At 35.0% G+C, this 21,154-nt stretch carries 17 protein-coding genes; 4 read left to right on the top strand and 13 right to left on the bottom strand.

Annotated elements, in window-relative coordinates; genetic code table 11:
• Position 1: 1 nt before the first annotated feature.
• Genes A8143_RS16115 through A8143_RS16105 form a run of 3 tightly spaced genes read right to left on the bottom strand, consistent with a single transcriptional unit; the run spans position 2 to position 4,091 of the window.
• The gene (locus A8143_RS16115; protein WP_070138594.1) at positions 2 to 1,213 is read right to left on the bottom strand and encodes a sensor histidine kinase; all 1,212 of its coding nucleotides are present in this window, start codon (positions 1,211 to 1,213) and stop codon (positions 2 to 4) included.
• Positions 1,213 to 3,279, bottom strand: a complete 2,067-nt coding sequence (locus tag A8143_RS16110) for a ComEA family DNA-binding protein (RefSeq protein ID WP_070138593.1) — start codon at positions 3,277 to 3,279, stop codon at positions 1,213 to 1,215. Before A8143_RS16110 ends, A8143_RS16115 begins: the two co-directional genes overlap by 1 nt.
• Positions 3,279 to 4,091 (bottom strand): PorV/PorQ family protein, encoded by an 813-nt coding sequence (locus A8143_RS16105; RefSeq protein WP_070138592.1) that lies wholly within the window; start codon positions 4,089 to 4,091, stop codon positions 3,279 to 3,281. Before A8143_RS16105 ends, A8143_RS16110 begins: the two co-directional genes overlap by 1 nt.
• 162 nt (positions 4,092 to 4,253) lie before the next feature.
• Between A8143_RS16105 and A8143_RS16100 the strand changes: the two genes are divergently transcribed.
• Positions 4,254 to 7,370 carry a UvrD-helicase domain-containing protein gene (locus tag A8143_RS16100; protein WP_070138591.1) on the top strand — a complete coding sequence of 1,039 codons (3,117 nt, stop codon included), beginning with the start codon at positions 4,254 to 4,256 and terminating at the stop codon, positions 7,368 to 7,370.
• On the opposite strand, the gene A8143_RS16095 is transcribed toward A8143_RS16100, so the two are convergent.
• The 7 genes from A8143_RS16095 to A8143_RS16065 form a co-directional block, all read right to left on the bottom strand.
• Positions 7,367 to 9,754: an outer membrane beta-barrel protein gene (locus A8143_RS16095; RefSeq protein ID WP_070138590.1), complete on the bottom strand. Its 2,388-nt coding sequence runs from the start codon at positions 9,752 to 9,754 to the stop codon at positions 7,367 to 7,369. The genes A8143_RS16100 and A8143_RS16095 overlap by 4 nt on opposite strands.
• 338 nt (positions 9,755 to 10,092) lie before the next feature.
• Positions 10,093 to 10,560, bottom strand: coding sequence for a DinB family protein (locus A8143_RS16090; protein ID WP_070138589.1), 468 nt, complete (start codon positions 10,558 to 10,560; stop codon positions 10,093 to 10,095).
• Positions 10,561 to 10,577: 17 nt separating this feature from the next.
• Complete coding sequence (locus A8143_RS16085) at positions 10,578 to 10,955, bottom strand: DUF1428 domain-containing protein (RefSeq protein WP_070138588.1); 378 nt, start codon at positions 10,953 to 10,955, stop codon at positions 10,578 to 10,580.
• A 21-nt stretch (positions 10,956 to 10,976) separates the two neighbouring features.
• Positions 10,977 to 11,372 carry a DUF5946 family protein gene (locus A8143_RS16080; protein ID WP_070138587.1) on the bottom strand — a complete coding sequence of 132 codons (396 nt, stop codon included), beginning with the start codon at positions 11,370 to 11,372 and terminating at the stop codon, positions 10,977 to 10,979.
• 117 nt (positions 11,373 to 11,489) lie between these two features.
• Positions 11,490 to 12,383, bottom strand: coding sequence for a 3-hydroxyacyl-CoA dehydrogenase (locus A8143_RS16075; protein WP_070138586.1), 894 nt, complete (start codon positions 12,381 to 12,383; stop codon positions 11,490 to 11,492).
• A gap of 136 nt (positions 12,384 to 12,519) precedes the next feature.
• On the bottom strand, positions 12,520 to 13,059 hold the full coding sequence (locus tag A8143_RS16070; protein ID WP_083261428.1) for a Crp/Fnr family transcriptional regulator: 540 nt from the start codon (positions 13,057 to 13,059) through the stop codon (positions 12,520 to 12,522).
• Positions 13,060 to 13,175: 116 nt separating this feature from the next.
• Positions 13,176 to 14,189: an SMP-30/gluconolactonase/LRE family protein gene (locus tag A8143_RS16065; protein ID WP_070138585.1), complete on the bottom strand. Its 1,014-nt coding sequence runs from the start codon at positions 14,187 to 14,189 to the stop codon at positions 13,176 to 13,178.
• Positions 14,190 to 14,351: 162 nt separating this feature from the next.
• On the opposite strand from A8143_RS16065, the gene A8143_RS16060 reads away from it, so the two are divergent.
• The 3 genes from A8143_RS16060 to A8143_RS16050 are packed head-to-tail and all read left to right on the top strand — an operon-like array spanning position 14,352 to position 16,446.
• Entirely contained in the window at positions 14,352 to 15,119 is a 768-nt protein-coding gene (locus A8143_RS16060) for a hypothetical protein (protein WP_070138584.1), read from the top strand.
• Between the two features lie 2 nt (positions 15,120 to 15,121).
• Positions 15,122 to 15,958 (top strand): hypothetical protein, encoded by an 837-nt coding sequence (locus A8143_RS16055; protein WP_139134404.1) that lies wholly within the window; start codon positions 15,122 to 15,124, stop codon positions 15,956 to 15,958.
• On the top strand, positions 15,955 to 16,446 hold the full coding sequence (locus tag A8143_RS16050) for a hypothetical protein (RefSeq protein WP_070138582.1): 492 nt from the start codon (positions 15,955 to 15,957) through the stop codon (positions 16,444 to 16,446). The genes A8143_RS16055 and A8143_RS16050 overlap by 4 nt, the downstream gene beginning before the upstream one ends.
• 31 nt (positions 16,447 to 16,477) lie before the next feature.
• Here A8143_RS16050 and A8143_RS16045 read toward each other — a convergent pair whose 3' ends face one another.
• The 3 genes from A8143_RS16045 to A8143_RS16035 all read right to left on the bottom strand — a co-directional run bounded on the left by A8143_RS16045 (position 16,478) and on the right by A8143_RS16035 (position 20,877).
• Positions 16,478 to 18,490, bottom strand: coding sequence for a tetratricopeptide repeat-containing sensor histidine kinase (locus tag A8143_RS16045; protein ID WP_070138581.1), 2,013 nt, complete (start codon positions 18,488 to 18,490; stop codon positions 16,478 to 16,480).
• A gap of 66 nt (positions 18,491 to 18,556) precedes the next feature.
• A complete protein-coding gene (locus A8143_RS16040) occupies positions 18,557 to 19,186 on the bottom strand; it encodes a response regulator (RefSeq protein WP_070138580.1) in 630 nt (209 codons plus the stop codon).
• A gap of 125 nt (positions 19,187 to 19,311) precedes the next feature.
• Complete coding sequence (locus A8143_RS16035) at positions 19,312 to 20,877, bottom strand: hypothetical protein (protein WP_070138579.1); 1,566 nt, start codon at positions 20,875 to 20,877, stop codon at positions 19,312 to 19,314.
• Positions 20,878 to 21,154 lie beyond the last annotated feature (277 nt).

The raw sequence follows: 21,154 nt of genomic DNA, 5'->3' as shown, positions 1-21,154 counted from the left end.
TCTACACTAAATCGGTTAAAACAAAAGAGTAAACAGTTCCATTCTCTATTTTACGTTCCATTTCTCCTTCCAGTTGTTCTGTTAAAGTTGAAATCAATTCAAGACCGAACGAACTTGGCTTCGTGCATTCTTTCCATACACCAGAATCGGCATAAATAAATTGAAAACGATTACTGGAATTAATGCGGCTAATTTGAATTTTAATACGTCCTTGTGATTCACCTTCAAAAGCATGTTTAAGTGTGTTCACTATAAGTTCATTGATTAGCAATGCAAGAGGGACAAGGGTATCGTTTCCAAGCTCATAAATTGAACTTGATACCTCCAAATTGATTTCAGTTTCATGAGCATGCGTTGAAATTAACTCCTCCGCAAGCGTATTGATGTAATTTTTTATATTAATTTTTGACAGGTTTTCATTTTGATACATTTTCTCATGAATTAGGGCCATAGCAGAGACACGATGGATGGCATCTTGAAAATGCGCTTTTAATTCCTCCTCTTCAATTTCATAGACTTGTAACCTTAGTAAACTGGAAATTACTTGTAAATTATTTTTAACCCGATGATGGATTTCTTTTAGCATGACTGTTTTTTCGTGATACTGAAGGTTAACGAGGTGATTAATTTCATTCAAATCCTTATTAATCGATAAGTATTTATTTTCTGACTTTTCACGAAGTTTCAAAAACTGCAATATTAAAAATCCAAATAACACAGTTCCCACAGCAATCGTTAATACAATTGAAAAAGATTGTACCAAGGTTAAAGGTTCGTACGTTTTAGGTTCTGCAAATAAAAAATAAAGAATAAACCAGAACAATTGGACACTTATTGAAATCATACCAATTTGAGATCCAAGCACCAGAAAAGCATAAAGCACTACAAGCAGCATATAAACAATTTCAATAGAGTGTACATGCACAATATTTAAATTCAAAATAATTCCTGTCGCAATTGTTCCAACGGTAACTTGCAGGTAGGCTACAAATTTATACTTCCTGGTCCTGTGCAAAATAAACAAGGATGTAATTGGCGTCAGCCAGCAACCCAATCCTCCCAAAAACAGAACGATGTTATTTAATCCTCCTGCAAGTATAAGCAGAAGATAAAGAAAGCTCATGAAAGCATTGTAGCGCCAAGTCAAATCGAAGGCATCTTGGTCGTATGTATTTTTATAGGTAGTTTGTGGGGGCGTAAAAATATGTTGCATTAAAGTTTGATCTTGACTTGTAATTTAATTGTTGTTTTTTCGTTTCCTTGTATCTCTTCTAATCCTGATGAAATCGAATCTTGATTGGCAAAAGAAAACACATCCCATCGTAGCCAAAAATCAATTCTCCTACCAATATCATATTTCACCATAAGGTAAGTTCTAATTCCTTTATAATAATAAGAAGGAATACTAAAAACACCTAATAAATCATTCTCGTAAGCATAAATACGTGAATCATAATTATCTGTATCAAAAATTGCATATCGGCCATAGATTGTCATTGGCGTTTTTTTAAGTTTAAATTTTAAATCTTGAAAAAACATGATTCCCGTGCTCAATTGATCTCCAAAAAAATGTTGAACCACTTCGGCACGTGTTTTAAATGACCATTGATCGTTTATACGTTGATCATAATTTAGGCGAATTGTATTTTTAATAATATTCACCTGTCCCTTTATTCCAAAAGCGTCTTCTTTGCTATTTCGTTCAGTGACTTTATTTCTAAATCGAAGATAAAAACTAGATCTTGAAGAGGCTTTAAAGTTTAGCTGAGCAAAAAACTCTCTGCCTTGCGAATAATCATTCGTTAACCATTTATAGTAGGTAAACTGAAATTGATCATAATAAAGATTAAGGCTTATTTTTTTAGTTAATCTAGCTTGCACCCCTAAATAAACGCCTCTTTCTCCTGAATTATCAGACGACTCACCAAATGCTGTTGAATACATAGACTGAAATGCTTTATCATAATTTCTATAAATCATTAAAAAATCAAATCTCGGATCAACATGCCATGATAATCCAGTCACTGTTCCAAATTTCAGATTATCACTCATAGCCGTCTCACCAAACAGGGTTAATTTACGGATATAAAAACGGTAGTTCACACCTGTCGTCGCCATTGAATTACCCGCGAATTTAAATTTTTTATAGCCTGAGGTATCGATAGAAAGCGGCTGACTAAAAGCTGTGTAAACCGAAGACAACCCAATACGGAAAGAATTGCCTTTCAGGGCTATTTCACCACCCCCAATGGTTTCTTGCAAAGTGTTTTTCTTTTCTAACTCTCCCGGGGTTCGGTGATATCCAGATATTTGAAACGAAGTAAAGCTATTTTCAAAACCGTCTAATGTATCTCCTAAATTAAGATTTGCATCAATTTTTTTATGTGAACCAAATGCCGTAAAATTTAAATTCTTGTGACTTAATTCAATACCTCCCCCCCTCAAAAAACGAGATTCATTTACTGATGTATATGGCCTCAGTCCTGTAGCATAACGTTTACCATTCATTATATCCGCCGACTTTCCAATCCCAAATCCCGACCACATGGTTAATCCTTGCCCAAAATTCACCTGATAATCTCCTAATGCAACTGTTTTAAATTTCCAAAAATCACGTAAGAATAAATGAGCAGAATAAAAATCGAAACCTTGTTTTTGCGAACCTCTAAAAAATTCTTCTCCTGCATCTTTTTCACCAGTAAGACCATAGCTTAAACGATCGTTATACGTACTTCTATAACGCATATATAACCGGTCTGAACTTCCTAAATATTGTTTATTGGGGGACGCTGCAAGAATACTGTCTGGTTTGGGAATATACCCTTCTTTCTGCTCAAACGTGTTGATGTAACGCAATGTAATTTCATGTCGACTGTAACGGAACGCATTCTTCCACCGGAAATTATCCTGTTTCGATTCCTGTACACCCACGAAGGGTAGTATCATCTGAATAGTCTGTGGGTCCAATTGCTCAATTGCACCCAGCTCATAAATCGTCAAAAAATCACCATAATTTTGTCGATAATTGAGTATTGAAATAATTTGAATGTCCGAAAGTAAATGCAATCGCATTAATTCTTCTTGAGTAGCTGTATTCAGATTTAAAGGTTGTTCGTAATAAATATAGAGATCATCAAAATAAGTCGTTAAATCGATATCAGAATCCTCTAAACTTTCTCCTATGAACTCAATTCTCTGCTCAATAATTTGCTGCTTCTCTTCTTGTGCATTAATGATAAGAGGCGTCAGTAATGATATGATTAATCCCCAAATTCGCACTAGTTGAAACTATATTTTAACCCCGCAGATGGACTTATTCCAAGAGTATTGTGCCAGAGTGCAGCCATATCAAAATACAATTGATTTACTTTAAACCCAAAACCAAAAGAGGATTGAAAAGGATATGAATTAACACCCAAACGTAAGTAAACAGCCTCATGTGGATTAACTTCTATACCTGACTTTATGTTTATTGGGTGAACAATGGTTTTCTCAATTTCAGCTAGCCAAGTTAAAAATTCACTAAAATCATATGCGAAACCTAAACCAAATCGTGTTGGGAATCGTTCGTCCTCATATTCCGCTAATTCTGTTCGTGAAATATTTTGTACGCGAACCCCAAAGCGTAAATCGTTTTCCGCCTGATAAAAAATCCCTAAAGATCCAGAAGCGGTATTTCTTGTTCCATAGTTTTCTCCTATTTGCAAGCGATGCAGATTTAGACCAAACCCGCCATAAAAACCTTTAAACAATTGTCTGCTATACACAAGACCTACCTGCATCTCTCGGAATAAATTAAAACCATTTTGTTGAAACGATAGCCCAAAATTTCCTTGATTAGTGGTGTGGTAACCAAAAGCAAGAGATTGGGTTGAAATTTCTTTCAATAGAAATCGATTTTCATAATTCAATCCTATCGAAGTTTCGTCCAAGGCACCAAATGCTCCGGGGTTATTGTAAATCGCATAAACATCCGACAGTGTTAATCCCACGCCCCCCAGTCCACCAGAACGCGCCCCCATTTGCGGAAAAACTTGGCCAAATATCAAACCTGAACTAAGCAATAATAACCCGAGTAAAACTTGCTTCATGCGTTTGTAGTAATAGTTTCCATGATTATCCCTTCAAGAGAAACTCAGTGGAAATCAAAGTAAAAAAAACTATGCTAGGAAGGAAAGTTAGTAAATCTCATTGAAATCAAACCAGTTTGCAATCAATTTTTGTAATTTTAATCACCTATTGATAAGCAAAGAATGATAAATCATAAACCCCTACAAATTTTTAATGCCTCAGCTGGAAGTGGAAAAACGTACACACTCGTTCAAGAGTATCTGAGAATAGTTTTACACAGTAAAAACCCGCTGAAATTTCGTTCCATTTTAGCAATGACCTTTACCAATAAGGCCGCAAACGAAATGAAAGAACGAATTGTTGAAGGGCTTATTCAACTTAGTAAATCCGCCAATAAAAAAACTGAATCTGATTGGGCCTTTTTAAAAACTACGGCTAAAAACTTGGGATTAAATGAAGATATTGTTGAATTACGATCCAATAAAATCCTAAACAGCATTTTACACAATTACAGTGCATTTTCTGTAATGACGATCGATAAATTTACACATAAAGTCATTCGAACTTTTGCGAAGGACCTTAATATTTCCATTGATTTTGACGTAGAACTGGACATGGAAAAACTTCGAAAACAAGTTACTGACTTGATCTTTGATAAAATTGGTCGCGATGGAGATTTAACGGCTTTAATGCTTCGTTATGCTAATGCTAATTTGTCGGAAGACAAATCGTGGAATTTTAATGGTCAAGTTATGGAATTTAGTCAACAACTATTTCAAGAAGATGCCCACAACGCCATTGAAAGACTGAGAAAATTAAAAGCCAAAGACTTTATAGATGTTCAAGAATCCATTGCAAAGGATAATGCAATCATCAAACAAAAAATAATTCGAAATGCCAAAGAAGCATATGATTTAATTAAAAATCAGCAGTTAACCGCCGATGATTTCGTTGGTAAATCAAATTCAGTTTACACATTATTCAAACGTTTAAGTGAAGGCGAGATAGAAAAAGGGCCAACTCCAACGCATATCAAAAATGTTAATGCAGATAAATGGGGTCATCCTTCCAGTGCAAATAAAGTAACTGTTGAAGGCATCTCACACCAACTCGGTCAGTATTTTAACCAAATTCAAGCCGTTTACGACGGTGAATATGGTACCTATTTATTGAATAGAGAAATTTTGAAAAACCTCAACAACCTCTCCCTTCTTAATAATTTATTGCAACTTGTTGAAGAAGTAAAAGCAGAGGAAAATGTGTTATTAATTTCCGATTTTTACCGTAAGATTGCTGAAGTTATTACGGAAGAACCTGTTCCTTTTATTTACGAGCGGCTTGGGGTTAGGTATGCTCATTTTTTATTAGATGAATTTCAAGACACCTCCCAAATGCAATGGATAAATACAATTCCCTTGTTACACAATTCCCTTGCTAGCGAAAATACCAATCTGATTGTTGGTGACGGTAAACAAGCTATTTATCGATGGCGTAATGGCGAAGTTGAGCAGTTTACAAATCTTCCAGATAAAATTTTAAACCCAGACAATATCGCTTCATTAAATGACGCAGAACCTTTGTTTAAGGCTTTAGGTGAAAAGAAAACCTTAAAATACAATTTCCGTTCAGCTCCTGAAGTTGTTGAATTTAACAATGCTTTTTTCACCTTTAACAAAACCAAATTACCCGAATCTCTTCAGTCTATTTACAAGGACAACGAGCAGCTATCCACGCAAAAATTCGCAGGCTATGTTGAAGGGAATCTAACGGAGAAAATTTCATTTGAGGAACAACTTGTCTACATTCATAAATCAGTAGAAAAGGCGTTAGCAACCAATTATGCCCTACGAGACATTTGCGTACTCGTACGCACCAATAGTACAGGAGCTGAAGTTTCTCGTTACCTAACGGAAAAAGGAATAAAAGTAATTTCTCCGGATAGTTTGTTTATCGGTAAAGATCTCACAGTAAAATTTGTGGTCAACCTGATGTCTGCCTTAATAAATCCTACCAATAAGAATTATAAGATTAAAACACTCGAACATTTCTCTAACTTAATTCTTGATAAAAGTCCGAGAGAAACGATTGCCAAATACACGGAGGTTTTAGCCTTTAAAAACATCCAACAATTGATGGTAGAGTTTGGTTATGAACTTAAACTCCCAAATCAGTTTCATAACTTATATGAGTTTACCGAAAGTATCCTTGCTACCTTTCATTTAAATTTAGGAGCTAATCCTTTTCTACAATTCTTACTCGAACAAGTCCACTTGTTTGAAAAATTCAATAATTCAAGTTTACGTGAGTTTATTCAGTGGTATGAAGATCGTGGACATCGGACCTCAATCGTCAGTCCCGACGGAGCTAACGCTGTACAAGTCATGACCATTCATAAATCTAAAGGGTTGCAATTTCCTGTCGTTATATGTCCTTTCATGGATTGGAAAATAGAACTTAATAAAGAAAAAGCATGGGTTGAGCAAGAATGGAATGGGTTACCTGCTTATTTTGTGAAAATGAACAAGAATATCGCCCAAACCGAATTGGCGCATGTTTTTGAAGAACAACAAGGGAAAGTTATCTTGGACAATCTCAACCTCATTTATGTGGCCTTTACGCGGGCCGAACGAGCGTTATTTTTTAGCGGTAACCCCAACAAAGCCGTTGGAATTGCCAAAGACTATATCCTTCCATTTATAAACCAAACTGAACTTGGAAAAGTTGAATCTAACCAATTCACTTATGGTGATTTCCTACCTCCTACTTCTCGTAAACACCAAGAGGTCAACAATTACCCCATTACCTTTCATGGTAAGAAAATGGATAAACCAGTTTTAAGTTTTAAGTCTGCTGAAAATTGGGACATTGATGACATGGATGAAAAGCGATTGTTTGGAACAAAGGTGCATTATATATTGTCTGAAATAAGTGGCTTAAAAGACCTTGAAACTGCTATTGAAAAAATGCAAAGAAAAGGAAAAATCAATTCAGACGAAGCCAAAGAAATTAAAGCTACCATAGAAACCCTTTTTGACGATCCACATTTTGCCAATTATTTTAACATTGGCGAACAAATTAATGAACAAGCTTTCATTAATAGTGAAGGCGAAAAATTAATTCCAGACAAAATCATTCTTCGGCCAACAGAAACAATAATAGTTGATTTTAAAACAGGGCACTGGGCTCCTAGTCATAAAAAACAATTAGCAGCCTATAAAGCGATTTTGTCAGAATTGAACTACCAAAACATTCGAGGAGAAATCTATTATACGGAAAGTAAAAAAGTCATTGAAATCTAGAGTCTATCAGACTGCCCTGATTTTGATTCTTCGATGTGCGTTGGAGCTTTCAAACGTCCAAATTTTAAGAATAAACCTATTTTAAAGGTGGTAAAATCATTTTGACTCATTGTTTGATACTGGTAGTTTCCTGCATAAACTGTTGACCGGTATTTTGGAGGCACGATATTGGCCACCTCTCCGAAAAGTTGAAAATTTCCCCCCTTGTATTTTTTTGTTACACGAAGCCCCCAGTTTGCCATGGGTTTTGCTTCATTTCTATCACCGCCCCATTTTGAAACACTCAGCCTATTCATAATATTAATGTCGTGTGGCAAAATAAAAGTTAAATATGAATACACTCCATATGTCAGCACATTAAAAGGATCTCGTTCAAAAATATCCGTAAAAACATAACGATCATAATCTACCCAAATCGAATTATATCCCTGTAACCAATCCAATTGAAAAGGTAACGTTAAACTCGCACTCAATCCTTCTTGATACAATGCATTCCAAGGGGTTGTTTCTTCTACAAATGAATCATCGGAAATGAAAGAAAGTTCGCTCGTTGGTTCTTTTGTATAATTATAACCCAAAGAGAGCGAATAAGCATAAAACAAATCTAAATCTAATCCTATTGACTGTCGAATAGCCGGCCTTAAAAATGGATTTCCATAACTGATACTCAAACTATCATTTACGCGAATAAAGGGATCAAAATTTGAAAATTCTGGACGATTTATGCCCGCTTTATAATGCATTGTTAAGGCAACGTTCTCGGTCGGTTCATACATCAAACTTGCTGTTGGAAATGGTAAAATATATGCCGAATCCATAAACTGTTTCTCTAACGAATAACTATATCCGTCTAAACGTGTGTACTCCGTTCGTACCCCAAGTCGACCTCCCCATTTGTCCCACTTTTTGGATACTTCCGCAAAAACTGCACCTATATGCTCTTGGTAATCGTATGAGTTTGAAAATTCATCATCAATTGTCCAAGTCCCCGCTAACCGATTATAACGATCAAAAGATTTCGTATTCAGCAATAAATTATAAGATCCTCCCACATTCAACTTCCAACCTGTGGTGTCAAAATAATGCTCATAATTCACCCTTAACTCACCAACATTTGGAATGTTCTTCGAAACGTTTTGCACATTAAACTCTGAATTAGAGCCATCAATAGGTGATTCAAATTGACTCAACGACTCATTAAAACTATTATCAACCTTATTAACATAATTCAAATTCACAGAGAAATTACTCTTATTTGTATCGGTATCAACGGTATAATTAATAAAGGCACTATTATTTAACCAAGTCCATTCTGAAATAGAAGCGGTATTGCCGCTCGATAAGCTCACATTATTCATCAAATAGTCCGTATTACTTGAATTGTCATACATTCCAATACTCCCATAACCATTAATGCCAGCAGCCAATTTTTGACGATCATTAATCCGGTACGCACCTTTAATGCTGTAATACTGCCATACATTATTGTTCTCGAAATTATTGGACCGAACAATCTCTCTATTCGTATCATCAGTGCTAATTCCAAACGATTCCCCATAACCATCCTTAGAAGAATAATTCCCTCCCAAATATCCATTCAAACTAAACTTCTTCTTTTTCATGCTAATACCTGCATTTAAGCCCGCTTGTGGATACATTCTTGTATTCATTCCAAAAGATGTTCTTATTGTCATATTATACCCTTCCAAATGGAAATCCTTTGTAAACACCTCTATTACCCCATTTCCACTACCCTCAGCTTTATATTTGGCAGATGGGTTAGTAATAATCTCAATCCTTTCTATCTGACTGGCAGGAATTGCCTTTAATTCATCATTCGATATAATCGCTTGTCGATCAACCAAAATTAGCGGACTTCCCTTACCAATAATTTCAATTGTTTCATCATCAGGCGACGTAATTTTAGGCGATGCCTTTAACACTTCAAACAAATTGGTTAAACTTTGTAAATTGGTTCCTTCCACATTCACGGTAACTCCATCCATCGTCCTTTTAAACATCTCTTTCCTAAATACAACATCTACAGTTTCAAGGTCTTTATTCTTTGTCATGACAATGCTCCCCAATTCAACCACCGTATCTATTACTGTAAAATCAACCAAAGTATCCAAGTATTCAGGTAAAGTAATTTTAGCATAAAAGTCCGACCTACCTTTTGAATTAAATACCATCGAAAAATAAGTTGAATCCAAATACGAGCCTTTTACAAGCGACGAATCATTGCGGTTAAACACCACTATTTGCCCTAAATCTATGGTTTCTGATTCAGCCATAACAGTCCCCGTCAAACGAACATTTTGGGCTTGAATCTCTCCATGGGTAATACATAGCCAAACAGCTAGTAAAAATTTTAGGTTTTGCATAATTTAAATTGGTTAGGTGAGGGTAAATCAACGCTAGATTAAAACCATAACCCAAAAGTAATTATTCGTTACACACCTCGTTAACCGTTCATCAAAAAACAATTTATTTTAACTTTTGTTAGCGTTCGTTAAGGAAATTTAAGGGTTTTAAATGAGCATAAGATGGGCGTTCCACTGCAGCCGAAATCGCGTCTGAGTGGCGGGCTTTATGCACTCGCTTCTTTCCGTCCGTCCGTCTGAGACGGACGGACGGAAAGAGAGCTCAAACAATTGCGTCAATCCCTAACGCGAGCAAAAAATAGGCGCATTAACATGTTATTTTACCTTGATACAACCAATTAATCCCAAATAAAAGGACGTGGAAGCTTCATACTCCGCAAATATGAAATAAACTGCCCTGCATGCACCGCTTCATGGTATCCAATGCGAAGAATATATTGACCCAACGGTTTTTCCTTTCCATTTCCAGGGTGAATTATATTAGTCGATTTCAAATCTTCTATAGAGAAACTTTTAACAGTATTTATAAACTCCTCCCGGTATGGAACTGCCATTTCAATTTCTTGCCCTACGTTCTTTAAAGGCACACCATCCCATGGAGACTTGAAGTTGGACATATCCTCCCCTTTAATAATTTTTGTCCAGCCATAATCTGCAGCTAAAACATGTCTAATCATTTCTAACGCTGTCATGGCATCATCATCTGGCTTCCAATTATAAAAATCTTCTGGCAAACCTCTCCAAAGAACAATACTCCTTCTTCTTATCTCTTCCAGGTTCAAACAAATTAACTTTGCTTCTTCCATCACTGGTAATTATTGGGTTAAATTAATTTTTCAGGTGACTTAAAACCTCCAAAAACCATTCGTTTGGCGTCAAAAATCTGTCGCCCGTTTTCATGAAGAGGGGCCAAAATTTCATTCATTCTTTTATCCTTTCGAACTTCCTGATGTGCACGATCACGAATTTCTCTTGTCGGAAATATCACCCAACCAAAAATTGGTATTTCATCCTCCAACAAGTTCATCAGCTCAGGAAAAGTTTGCACACCTTCAAAAATCAAATCATCCCCTACAAACTCCCTATACTCAATTGCACCATATCCTTTCCAAATCGTCGCCACTTCTTCGGCAACGTTCAAATAAACCGGTATATCCTTCTTCTTTATCGGAAAAACATAACCATCAACATAATTCTCCATGAGCACTAATTTAAGTCAAATTTACAAGTAAGTCGAGCAAAACGCTTCAACAACAGATTGATTCGACTTAAAACTACCCCATACACTCCTACTCCACGCTTTAATTTTATTCGTTTTATTTTCAGCTTTTAAAACATCATCAATTGTAATACTTCCTCGTTCGACCGGCAGGATAATTTCAGGCAATTGGTCTTTAAATCGAGACAATTTTACATGAGCATCTTGCACCTGTTTTCCCGTAAAGTCTTTTTCTACAAACAAATAAAGACCCACGACAGCAAAAACTAAGGTAATGTTTTTGGTACGCTCATCAGCAGCTTGCGCTGCAAACGCATCTACAGCCAATTGATGTATAAAAAAAGGGTCAGTTTGGGATAACGTATAAAATGCTAATTCATTAAATTTTTCGTGACTCATGGGTAACAATTGTTATAGGGCCAAATATAACAGCAGTTAAAAGCAAAAACCAGAAAAATAATATAATAAAAAAAGTGCGATTAAAAAAATCGCACTTTAACGTATCCTAGTTTTTGTTTATTTTAAAAAATCTTTGTCTTTATATGCTGGATTAGGGTATGAATAAAAACCTTTTCCGGTTGCTGTACCGAGTTCATTGGCCTCAACCATTTCTTTCAATTTATCCACAATTTTAATGTCTATTGGATCTTTCGTTTCGTTCGCCTTTATTTGATTGACTTGGTAAACCGTGTTAATTCCAATCACGTCCATCATAGCGAAAGGTCCAAAAGGCGCTCCCGTTGAAAGTGTCCATGTTTTATCAATGGTATGAATGTCTGCAACCTCTTTTCCCCACAATTCCAATCCAGCATTCAAAAGCGACACTAAAAGCGTATTCACAATGTACTTTGGCTGCTCCTTATTCAATGGCAAAGCGACCATTCCTATTGACTTTGCAAAATCAACAACCTGATTAAACACCTTTTTATCTGTTCTATCATGGCCCATAATTTCAGCCGTATTTCTTTTCCAAATTTCATTTGCAAAATGAAGGGCTAAAAACTGCTCGGGTCTTCCTGTTGCATCTGCAAATTGACTCGGAAGTAAGGTAGAAGTATTTGTTGCAAAAATGGTTTTTGCAGGCGCCAATTTTCCTAATTGTTGATAAAACTCAGTTTTTATAGTTGGATTTTCCGGTATGGCCTCAATCACAAAGTCTGCATCCTCAACCGCCTCAGGTAAACTTATACTGGTACTAATGCGATTAATTGCTTCGTTTACCTGAGCTTCACTGGCATTCAAATCAGTTATAAATGCCTCACCAATTCTTTTGAAAAAGGTTTTTGTATTCTCTATAGCCTCCTCGGAAATATCGTAAACCATTACTTCATATCCGTGAAAAGCTGATTGAAATGCGATTTGAGCACCAAGTACTCCACCACCTGCGATTGTTATTTTGTTAAATTTCATTGTTATAGTTTTATTTTATTGCGTCCTGTTGACACATCTTTTACACAAGATTCAAAATCAACAAGACTTCCCTACAAAGTTTAAACTATACCATCAAAATTCCTTTGACATATGTCAAAAACGGCCTAAAATTAAGTTAAATTCGACCTCTAATTCTACTTAATGTTTCTTGGCTTATCCCTAAAAAACTCGCTATTTGTCCTAATGATACCCGATTAATGATATCTGGAGCAAAATCCATTAAGGCTCTATACCGCTCTTCAGCCGAATGGAATTTAAAAAAATGAAGGTATCGGGACAACGTCTGATTCAATTCGGATAAGGCATAAAACGTCATTTTTGCACCTAGGGGTTGTTCCAAGAGTTTTTCAAATGCATCAAATTTAATTTCATAAATAACGACATCCTCGACAACCTGACAATATTCTTTCGCGGGTTGGTTTGAATACGGACCACCAATTGCCGACACAAAATTTTGCTCAACGGTTAACCAAGCCGTAATTTCTTTGCCTTCTTCATTGTAATAAAACATACGAAGCAAACCTTTTTCTAAAAAGTAAATAAAGGGAGAATAATCACCTGACTCGTATAAAAAATCTCCCGCTTTCAGTTCTCGTCGAGTAAAATGTGAAGCAATTAAGTTTTTAAACTGATTTGACCCTTTAGAATAGTCCATAAATTGCGAATGTAGCGGCTAAAGGTTCAATCTATTTTCAAATGAACAGCAGCCCTTGTTTATCTATTAAAATATTATATTTTTCCCAGGGTTAACCACCCCTTCTTCACGAATTGTTATAGTTTTATTTTATTGATACTGAAGCTCATCGTGCTTATATCGTCACTCGTTTCGTTAATTCTCGAATTCGTAAAGTACAAGTACCCGTCAAAAATACTAAAAGTGTCAGCCCAGCGCACCTTATCACCCTCAGCAAAAACAGATTTTTCTTTTGTTTGCAAATCCATTTTCATAATTTTATTATGTTCCAAGTCGGCAAAATACAACCTTCCACTTTCGTCTATTATCATACCGTCAGGTGCCGAAGTTTTCGCGACAAACTCTACTTTGTTTTCGGCATCTAAAATTTCGTTAGTCGATAAACGATAAAGACTATATCCTGTTAATGCATGAAAATATAAATAATCGTTTTTAGCATCAAAAGCAATACCATCCGAATGAACAGTATTCTCCCAAACACCATTTTCAAAGTTTAAACGATTGACTTCAGATTGAGTGGAATAATGATTATCTAAAATTCGAATAGACTTTTTAGTTTTTAAATCTAACACTACTAAACCAGCATGTCCCGAATCAGTCAAGTAGATTTTCTGTTTCTTTTTATCCACCCTCAAATCATTAATATAAGAATCATGATGATAGACATTTTCACTTAACAAGTAGGTTGATATTAATTCATTTGAATCCAAATCAAAAGCAAATATACGAGGTTGATCTAGCACTCCTTGAAATAAAGGGTTTCGGGTATCCAATACATATAGAACACCATCAAAAGCCACCACGGACTGAACCGCAAGAAAGACATTTTCTTCAATTGGGTTACCTAGCTTCCAACTATTCCATTTTTCGTTAGGATATGGAGATGAACGCTTGTCATCATTTATTTCGACAACCGAATTTACGACTCGTTCTCGCCATCTCGGAAAATTAGCAAAAATTCTCCCTTCAGCAGTAACTGTAACTCCGGTTACTTGCTGACCTTTAAAGGTAATTACTTGTTCTACTTCATTCTCTTGATTACAAGCAATTAGTACCAAAAAACTTATAATAATCGCACCAAAATTCTTCATTGTTATCTCAATTCAACTGAAAAAAAATAATTTTAGACTCTTTAACATACAAAAATACAATATGCTAACAGACCGTTTGTTAAGGATTTCTTAAAAGAATATACGATAAACTGCGTATTGTTTGACGGACTTCATCTCTTTAAATTTGAACAAAAATCTTCCATGTTACGTCTCCATTCGTTGCTATTCTTATTTAGTTTGAGTTTATGCAGTCATCATTTCGCTCAAAAAGGATTAAAAAAAACCGATAACTATCGTGAGGGCATTCATATTGGCTACCGAGCGGAAATTGGAGGATTTAAAGCCTATCAAGATATCAAAGCTTATTATAATTCACAACGACCATGGTTAGCGCAATCATTATCGGAAAATTTGTGGATGCATGGGTTTGACTTTAGTTTGGGAACCCAATCAGATTTTGGCGGAGCAAGTATATTCACCATTTCTTATTCTACTAGAAAAGACAAAGTAAAAGGGGAATTACCCAATGGCAATTCTTTTAAAAGGAGTGTGAAAATATCGCAATTTAACATCGATATCATTGACGCCTGGTGGACTCCATTCCATAAAGCTGGGTTTGACTTTGGTTTTGGTTTAATGCCTATTGGCCTAACGTGGGTGAAATTTGGAACACAACTTAATGGTGAAAAGCCAGAAATAGGTCCTTTCGCAAAAAAATCTTTTGATTTTACCCGCGCTTTCTTTAACATGGATGCCTATACTTGCTTTCACATTGACCTTGTCCGTCGTTCATCCGATAAGAATACAGGCATACGATTTCAACTATTTTATTCATTAGGATGGTTTTCTAACACTAACGATTTGATATTGCTCAACCGCGAACTTAACCCAAATTCGTTTGAAAATTATCGCCAGCGAACTTTAGTTCAAACTAGTCACTGGGGTCTCAAAACCCTATTATTCTTATAACTATGAGGTTAACATCCCTGTTTTTAATTCTACTTCCATTGGGTAATTTTTCATTTTCCCAAAATATATATGGGTCATTAACCTACGGAGTTATGGGTTATCGCGCAGACTATTCGGATTTACAAAAAAGCTACGCTTCATACATAACTTTTATGGAGCCTATACTTTCAGAGAATAATTTAAAGTTCACTGCTGTTGACGACAATTTTAGCAATGATGCCTTAACTGGAGCATTCATTTTTCAAGCTGGTGTAGGTCAAGATGGTTATTCAATAGTTTTTACGGCAATGAGCACGAAAACTTCACAATCAAGGGACGTCTATTGGTCTAATGGTTTTGGTAGGAATTTCACGTGGAAAGAAACCCGAAGAGAAACCTTATTTGATGTTGGTTTTTTTGGCACAAAACGATTTGACTTCTACGGCACATTTGGTGTAAATTGGAACTGGACTAGAATGGTTTCTTATTATATCTATCCGGACAAAAGTCGCAATTTAAGCCATGAGTTTGCTTATAACGGAGTTTATAAAAAATATACAGTTGGATTATCATTTGGTGGTGGACTGCGATTCCGATTTAAGAACTTTATCGCATTAGAGTGCCGTTATTTATATTCGAAAATAGGCATTGGCGGAATAGCAAAGAGCGAGGACTTTGGCCTTTCAGATAACTCCATTACCAAAAACCCTGATTACTCTTATTTTCCAGAAGATTTTTTGGCACCCATCTCCATTACTTCAGGCAATGAATTACGCCCTTATTTCAACCGCCATAGTATAACCCTATCTGCAGTTTTCTATCTCAATTTAGAAGAGCTACGGAAAAAACGAAAAACATGAAACAGATTACACTACTCCTACTATCAACCTCAATATTAACGGGTTGTTTCAAGCAATTTTCAGATATTAATGACGACAACGAACTGTTTCCAAAACTTGCTCAAGGCAATGGTACATGGGAGATAGTAGAGGTTGAAACTTGGGACGCAACTTCCGTTGATCCAGTAAAAGAAACACTACAACCAAAAGATAGTTTCTTTCATTTCTACTTACGTTCTAAAATTGTATCCGGGACAGTAATTGACTTAAACTATGGGGAATTGTTTATCAATAATAAAATTTTTGAAGAAGCCACTATTTCAGCTCAATCAGAGCGAATAATATTCGAAGGGAACTTTGTAGGAAGTGGCAAAATATATAGCATCGAGGAGAGGAGTCATAATGCCATGGTTTGGCTTCATATGGAAAACAATAAAGCAACTCGTTATTCTTTAAAAAAATGTCAATGCATTTTACCCGAGACCTCGAAAGTTGAAACAGGAGGATAGTGATGAGTTGATTTTAAAGTGTTTGGGAGATTCACTTTTTATTCTGCATCGATAAAAAGGTGAGTTTAATTTTTGTCCCATTTTGGGATGAATGGAGCATAAACTCACCTTCGATTTCACTCATCCTATCCTTCATGTTTTGAACTCCATTTCCTTCAGTGACTTGCGCCAATTCAAACCCAGTTCCATTGTCCTGAAACTCCAGCTGTATTTTACGCTCCTTTAATTTTTTAACTATCACATCAATTTTGGTAGCATTGCTATGTTTTACCGAGTTTTGCATCGCTTCTTGCACTGACCGATACACATTAAGCGCCGTTAAGGCAGAAATGATAAGGTCTGAATAATTTTTCGATATAGAATAATCAATTTCAAAACGTTGAATAAAGACTTCAATTTTCTCAATCAATTCGGCTAACATAATTTGATTCGTCTTAGTTGCCCAGATTGTTTTTCGTAATTCATCCATCGCATATTTTGAAGAGTTTGACAGTTCTTTTAATTCACGAACATGTGCTTGGTCTTTTTCGACATAAATACGTTGATCTATTTTAGACTTAATTAGCGTTAACTCAGCTCCGATATTATCATGTAAGTCCCGTGAAATTCGTAATTTTTCTTGACTTGATTTTAAATGTTGTGCTTGTAGTTCTTTTTGTTTTCTTAGCCTCAAACTACGATTGATTAAACCATAAATTAATAGTGATAATAACAATAACAAAACAAGAATAATTACCAAAAATTCATTTTGTTGAATGCGCCAGGCTGCCTCATCAATTTGTCTTTTCTGTTCGAGCAATTGGTTTTTTTGTACGGAGTTTTGATACTTTGCCTCAATTTCTTTAAAAGCCTTTTGCTGCTTAAAACCGATGGTTTGATCTTTATAAAAATGATGCTTTTTTAGAAAAAAATACGCGTATTCATACTGTTGGTCCTCTTCATATAAATCTGCCAATAATTTCGCTACTTTAACTCCTTCCTGAAACATGTCCAAACTATCTACTATTTCAATTATATCGCGCAAAATTAGCTCGCCTTTTTTGATGTCTCCAGTTGTAATCAAAACATCAGACAACAACCTTTTAAACTCAAATATTTGAATAGCATCAATTTTATTCTCTATTAAATTCGGTTCTGCAGCCAATAAAACTTGTTTTGCACTCTCAAAATCATTTTTATTCATAAAATATGACGCTTGAACATTTGCCAGCATTGGCTTCAAATAGTGTAATGAGAGTGTGTCAATTCCTTCCTCTGCCCGCTTCATATAATACTTCATTTTTAAAGTGTCCCCGAATGCTACCCAGAGTTTGGCAAGATTTATTTGCGCATTTATAATTCCAGGATACTCGTAATCGCCTTTTTTAATATAAGCGAGTGATTGCTCGGCGAATTGAATTGCACCTGTTAGATTGGACATTTTTTCGTAGGTTGAGCTAATACCTTGGCAAATCTCAGCAGTAACATAATGATATTCAGTCGTATCAAAAATCGATTTACTGGATAAAAAAGCTTGAATGGCTGTTGGAAAATCACCTTGTTTAAGTGCTAAATTAGCCAAGTTCGTTTTAACTATTCCTACGCCGATAAAATCATTTAATACACCATATTCAATAAGAGCTTGATTGTAAAGTTTACGAGACTGATCAAAATCTAAATTAGCGCTGAACGCCTCGCCCAACTCACTGTGCAAATGTGCCTTTAAGAGGTTATCCTCCATATTCTCCACCCCCTTTTGATTTCGTGTGGACTCATAAAAGGAAAGGCCTTTATGGAAATAATATAAGGCACTATCCAATTGTTGAGCATTCCCCTTCTCCGATATTAACTTCCTGTAAAAATAACCGATGTCTAACTCACTATTTGATTTTTTAGCGATTTGTAGTCCTTTTAATAAAATACTACTCGCTTCGTTCGTATTCGAGAACCTCGCGTTATTGGCTTCAACTTTCAGTCGATCAATTTCATTCAGTTGGCCTGAAACATTTGCGCTGAATAAAGTGAAAAACAAGTAAAGGAAAATGGTAAATACCCCTATTTTCATTCATTTTTTTATTCGAATATAGTGGATTTTAAACTTTTTAGAAGTCGTTCCTAATAAGGATTATTTCTAATTTGTGAGTTTATTTATTGCATCAATTTTATTGTTCACACCTAATTTCCTGTATAGATTTTCGATGTGTTTTCGAATTGTACCGGGACTAATATAGAGTTGTTCTGCTATTTGGTTGTATGTTTTACCTGAAGCTAAAATTTTTAAAATCTCAAATTCACGTTCTGTCAAACCAAAATTCGTTTGAAGGTTTTTAGTCGGCGCTTGCCTCGCTAATAATTTAAGCGTTTTTCTTGCAATAGCGGGATTTAAAGGTGACCCTCCTTGAATGGCATTATGTATGGCTTCGTGTATGCTTAAAGGTGATTCATCTTTTAATAAATAGCCTGATGCTCCAGCAAAAATTGCTTCCATAATAGAATTTTCATCATCATAAATCGAACAGATAATAATTGGAAAATTAGGTTTCAAATTTAAAATTTCACGACAAGCCTCAATTCCATTCATTATCGGCATTTCGATATCCATTAATATAAGGTCAAGTTGGTTTTGCGCTGAAAATTGTGAAACAGCATCTTTTCCGTTTTTTGCCAAAAAATTAACCGTAAAGTCAGCGGACAATTCGATTTTTTCCTTCAAGTCGATTGCTAGTTTAGTGTTATCCTCTACAATTCCTACATGAATCATGTTTTTAGATTTTCATCAAATTTAGCTCAACATTTAATTCTTTCCAATACGCAAAATTTCGTATATCATATCAATAAAAGATATACCTACTTTATACTTAGGCAAATTTTGATTTTAACCTCGATTTATTTCCCAAATTGTAAATCAAATTCCTTAAACAATGTACTGATTGGAGCGTCTTGGTTTTTTATAAAAATAATTTCATCTTCAATCGATAAATATTCATATGATCTTAAAGTTTCACTGTCTAAATTGAAACCAATCATCAACACTCTGCGACTCTTATTCGCCTCATCATACAACCATGTTCTTCTATCCCCATTAAGGTTAACCACTTTGATATCGGATAATTTATCATTATTCACTTTTAATAAAGGGTCAAAAGCGTAAGCATTTAAGCAGTTTGTCCAACTCCATGAAGGCGACATTTTAAATACAATTAAATCTGCCTTTAAGCGCACTGCCCATTTTTTAATTTTTTCAGAATCACTTTTAAGTTGTTCAACATTTGCCGTTGGAAAAATTGATGTCTTCATTGTTTCAGCTGCATGCTGCGAAGTGTTAATCATTTTTACAATAGCTATAATTAATACTACTGTTACTAAAGGAAAATGAAAATAATTTTTAATCAATTGCGATTTAAAAACCAAATAAAACGAAACCATCAGGCCGAACGGCAATAGGATATAAAAACGACTTACGCTAAAGAATATACCCGCACCTTCAACTGGATATGGAGATTGAACCTTCGTAATACCAAGAGACACCAAAACAATCATTCCAAATGAGAGAATAAATAAAAGCGCTCTTATTTTTCCTTTGAGGTATGCTGTAAGTCCTAAAAATAATATTATTCCAAAAAATAGTATTACACCATATTTTGCAATAGGGAATAGGTATTCAAAGGGATTTCTATTCGAAAGAGTCGCGTAAAACGTATCCCAATTAAATTCAACCCCATTTATTTCGTGAATAAGTCTATTAGGGTTGTTTTTGTAAAATAATTTTGAAAAATAATCGAATATAAACAGAGGGATTGTAATGAGGAAATTTAGATAAAATGAAATCGATTTATAGTTATCCCATAAATAGTAAACAAAAAATGGAAACACAATTAAAATAGTACTTGGATTCGCAACTAAACAAAGTCCTGAGCCCAAACTAAAAGTGAATAAACTGATTTTTTTATTGTGATAAAATAAAGGCATGAACAACATAGGAACGAATAGCATACCCTGAACAAACCCACGAGAAATAGTTGTCAAAAAATTAAAATCAAGCGGCAATAACACGAGTGTGGAGAGGAAAACACAAGCCCAAAACATTCTCTTTTTTACTATTAGCAATCCCGCAAAAACGAGATATGGCAAACACGTAAAAAAGCTCGTTACAATAGGCATTGCTTGGTAAATTGGAACACCTAACTTGAGCAAAGGCACAGCCGCCAATGATTCCAGCATATAATTGTAATCTTGACCGTAAAAAAAAGGTTCATGAAAAATGCCTTTTGAATAATTTAAAGCTCCATTCCACATGACCAATTGATCAATATCGGTAAAATTAAAGCCGAAAAAATACAATGTTGTATAGCGATCAAAAAGTAGTAAAACACAAAAAAAGGTGACAATTAAAACCAATACAGTGTTTTGTTTTTTCGTTTTTTGAATTTCGTTTTTTGATTGATTTTTCACGTAATTGGGTTAACTGTTTTAAAATTTTGCCAAAAATTAATTGAAATTTTGTTGTTCAAACGGCAATTTAATTCAAAAACACAATTATTTATACCTATTAGTAAGTTTCATTTTACTTTATTTAGGAAAAGATAATATTTCAATTCAATAAGTAATTACGAACCCCTAAAGTAAAGCCCCCTTGAAGCAATTCATTAATTTTTACTACTTTAAACAGAAATAATTGACCCAAGTCTTGAAACCACACCTCTTAATCATATCATTAATTCTAAGTCTC

The organism is Crocinitomix algicola (assembly GCF_001661595.2).
Classification (GTDB): Bacteria; Bacteroidota; Bacteroidia; order Flavobacteriales_D; family Crocinitomicaceae; genus Crocinitomix; species Crocinitomix algicola.
Note: the sequence above shows the minus strand (reverse complement) of the source record. Positions and strands in the feature narration are given on the sequence as shown.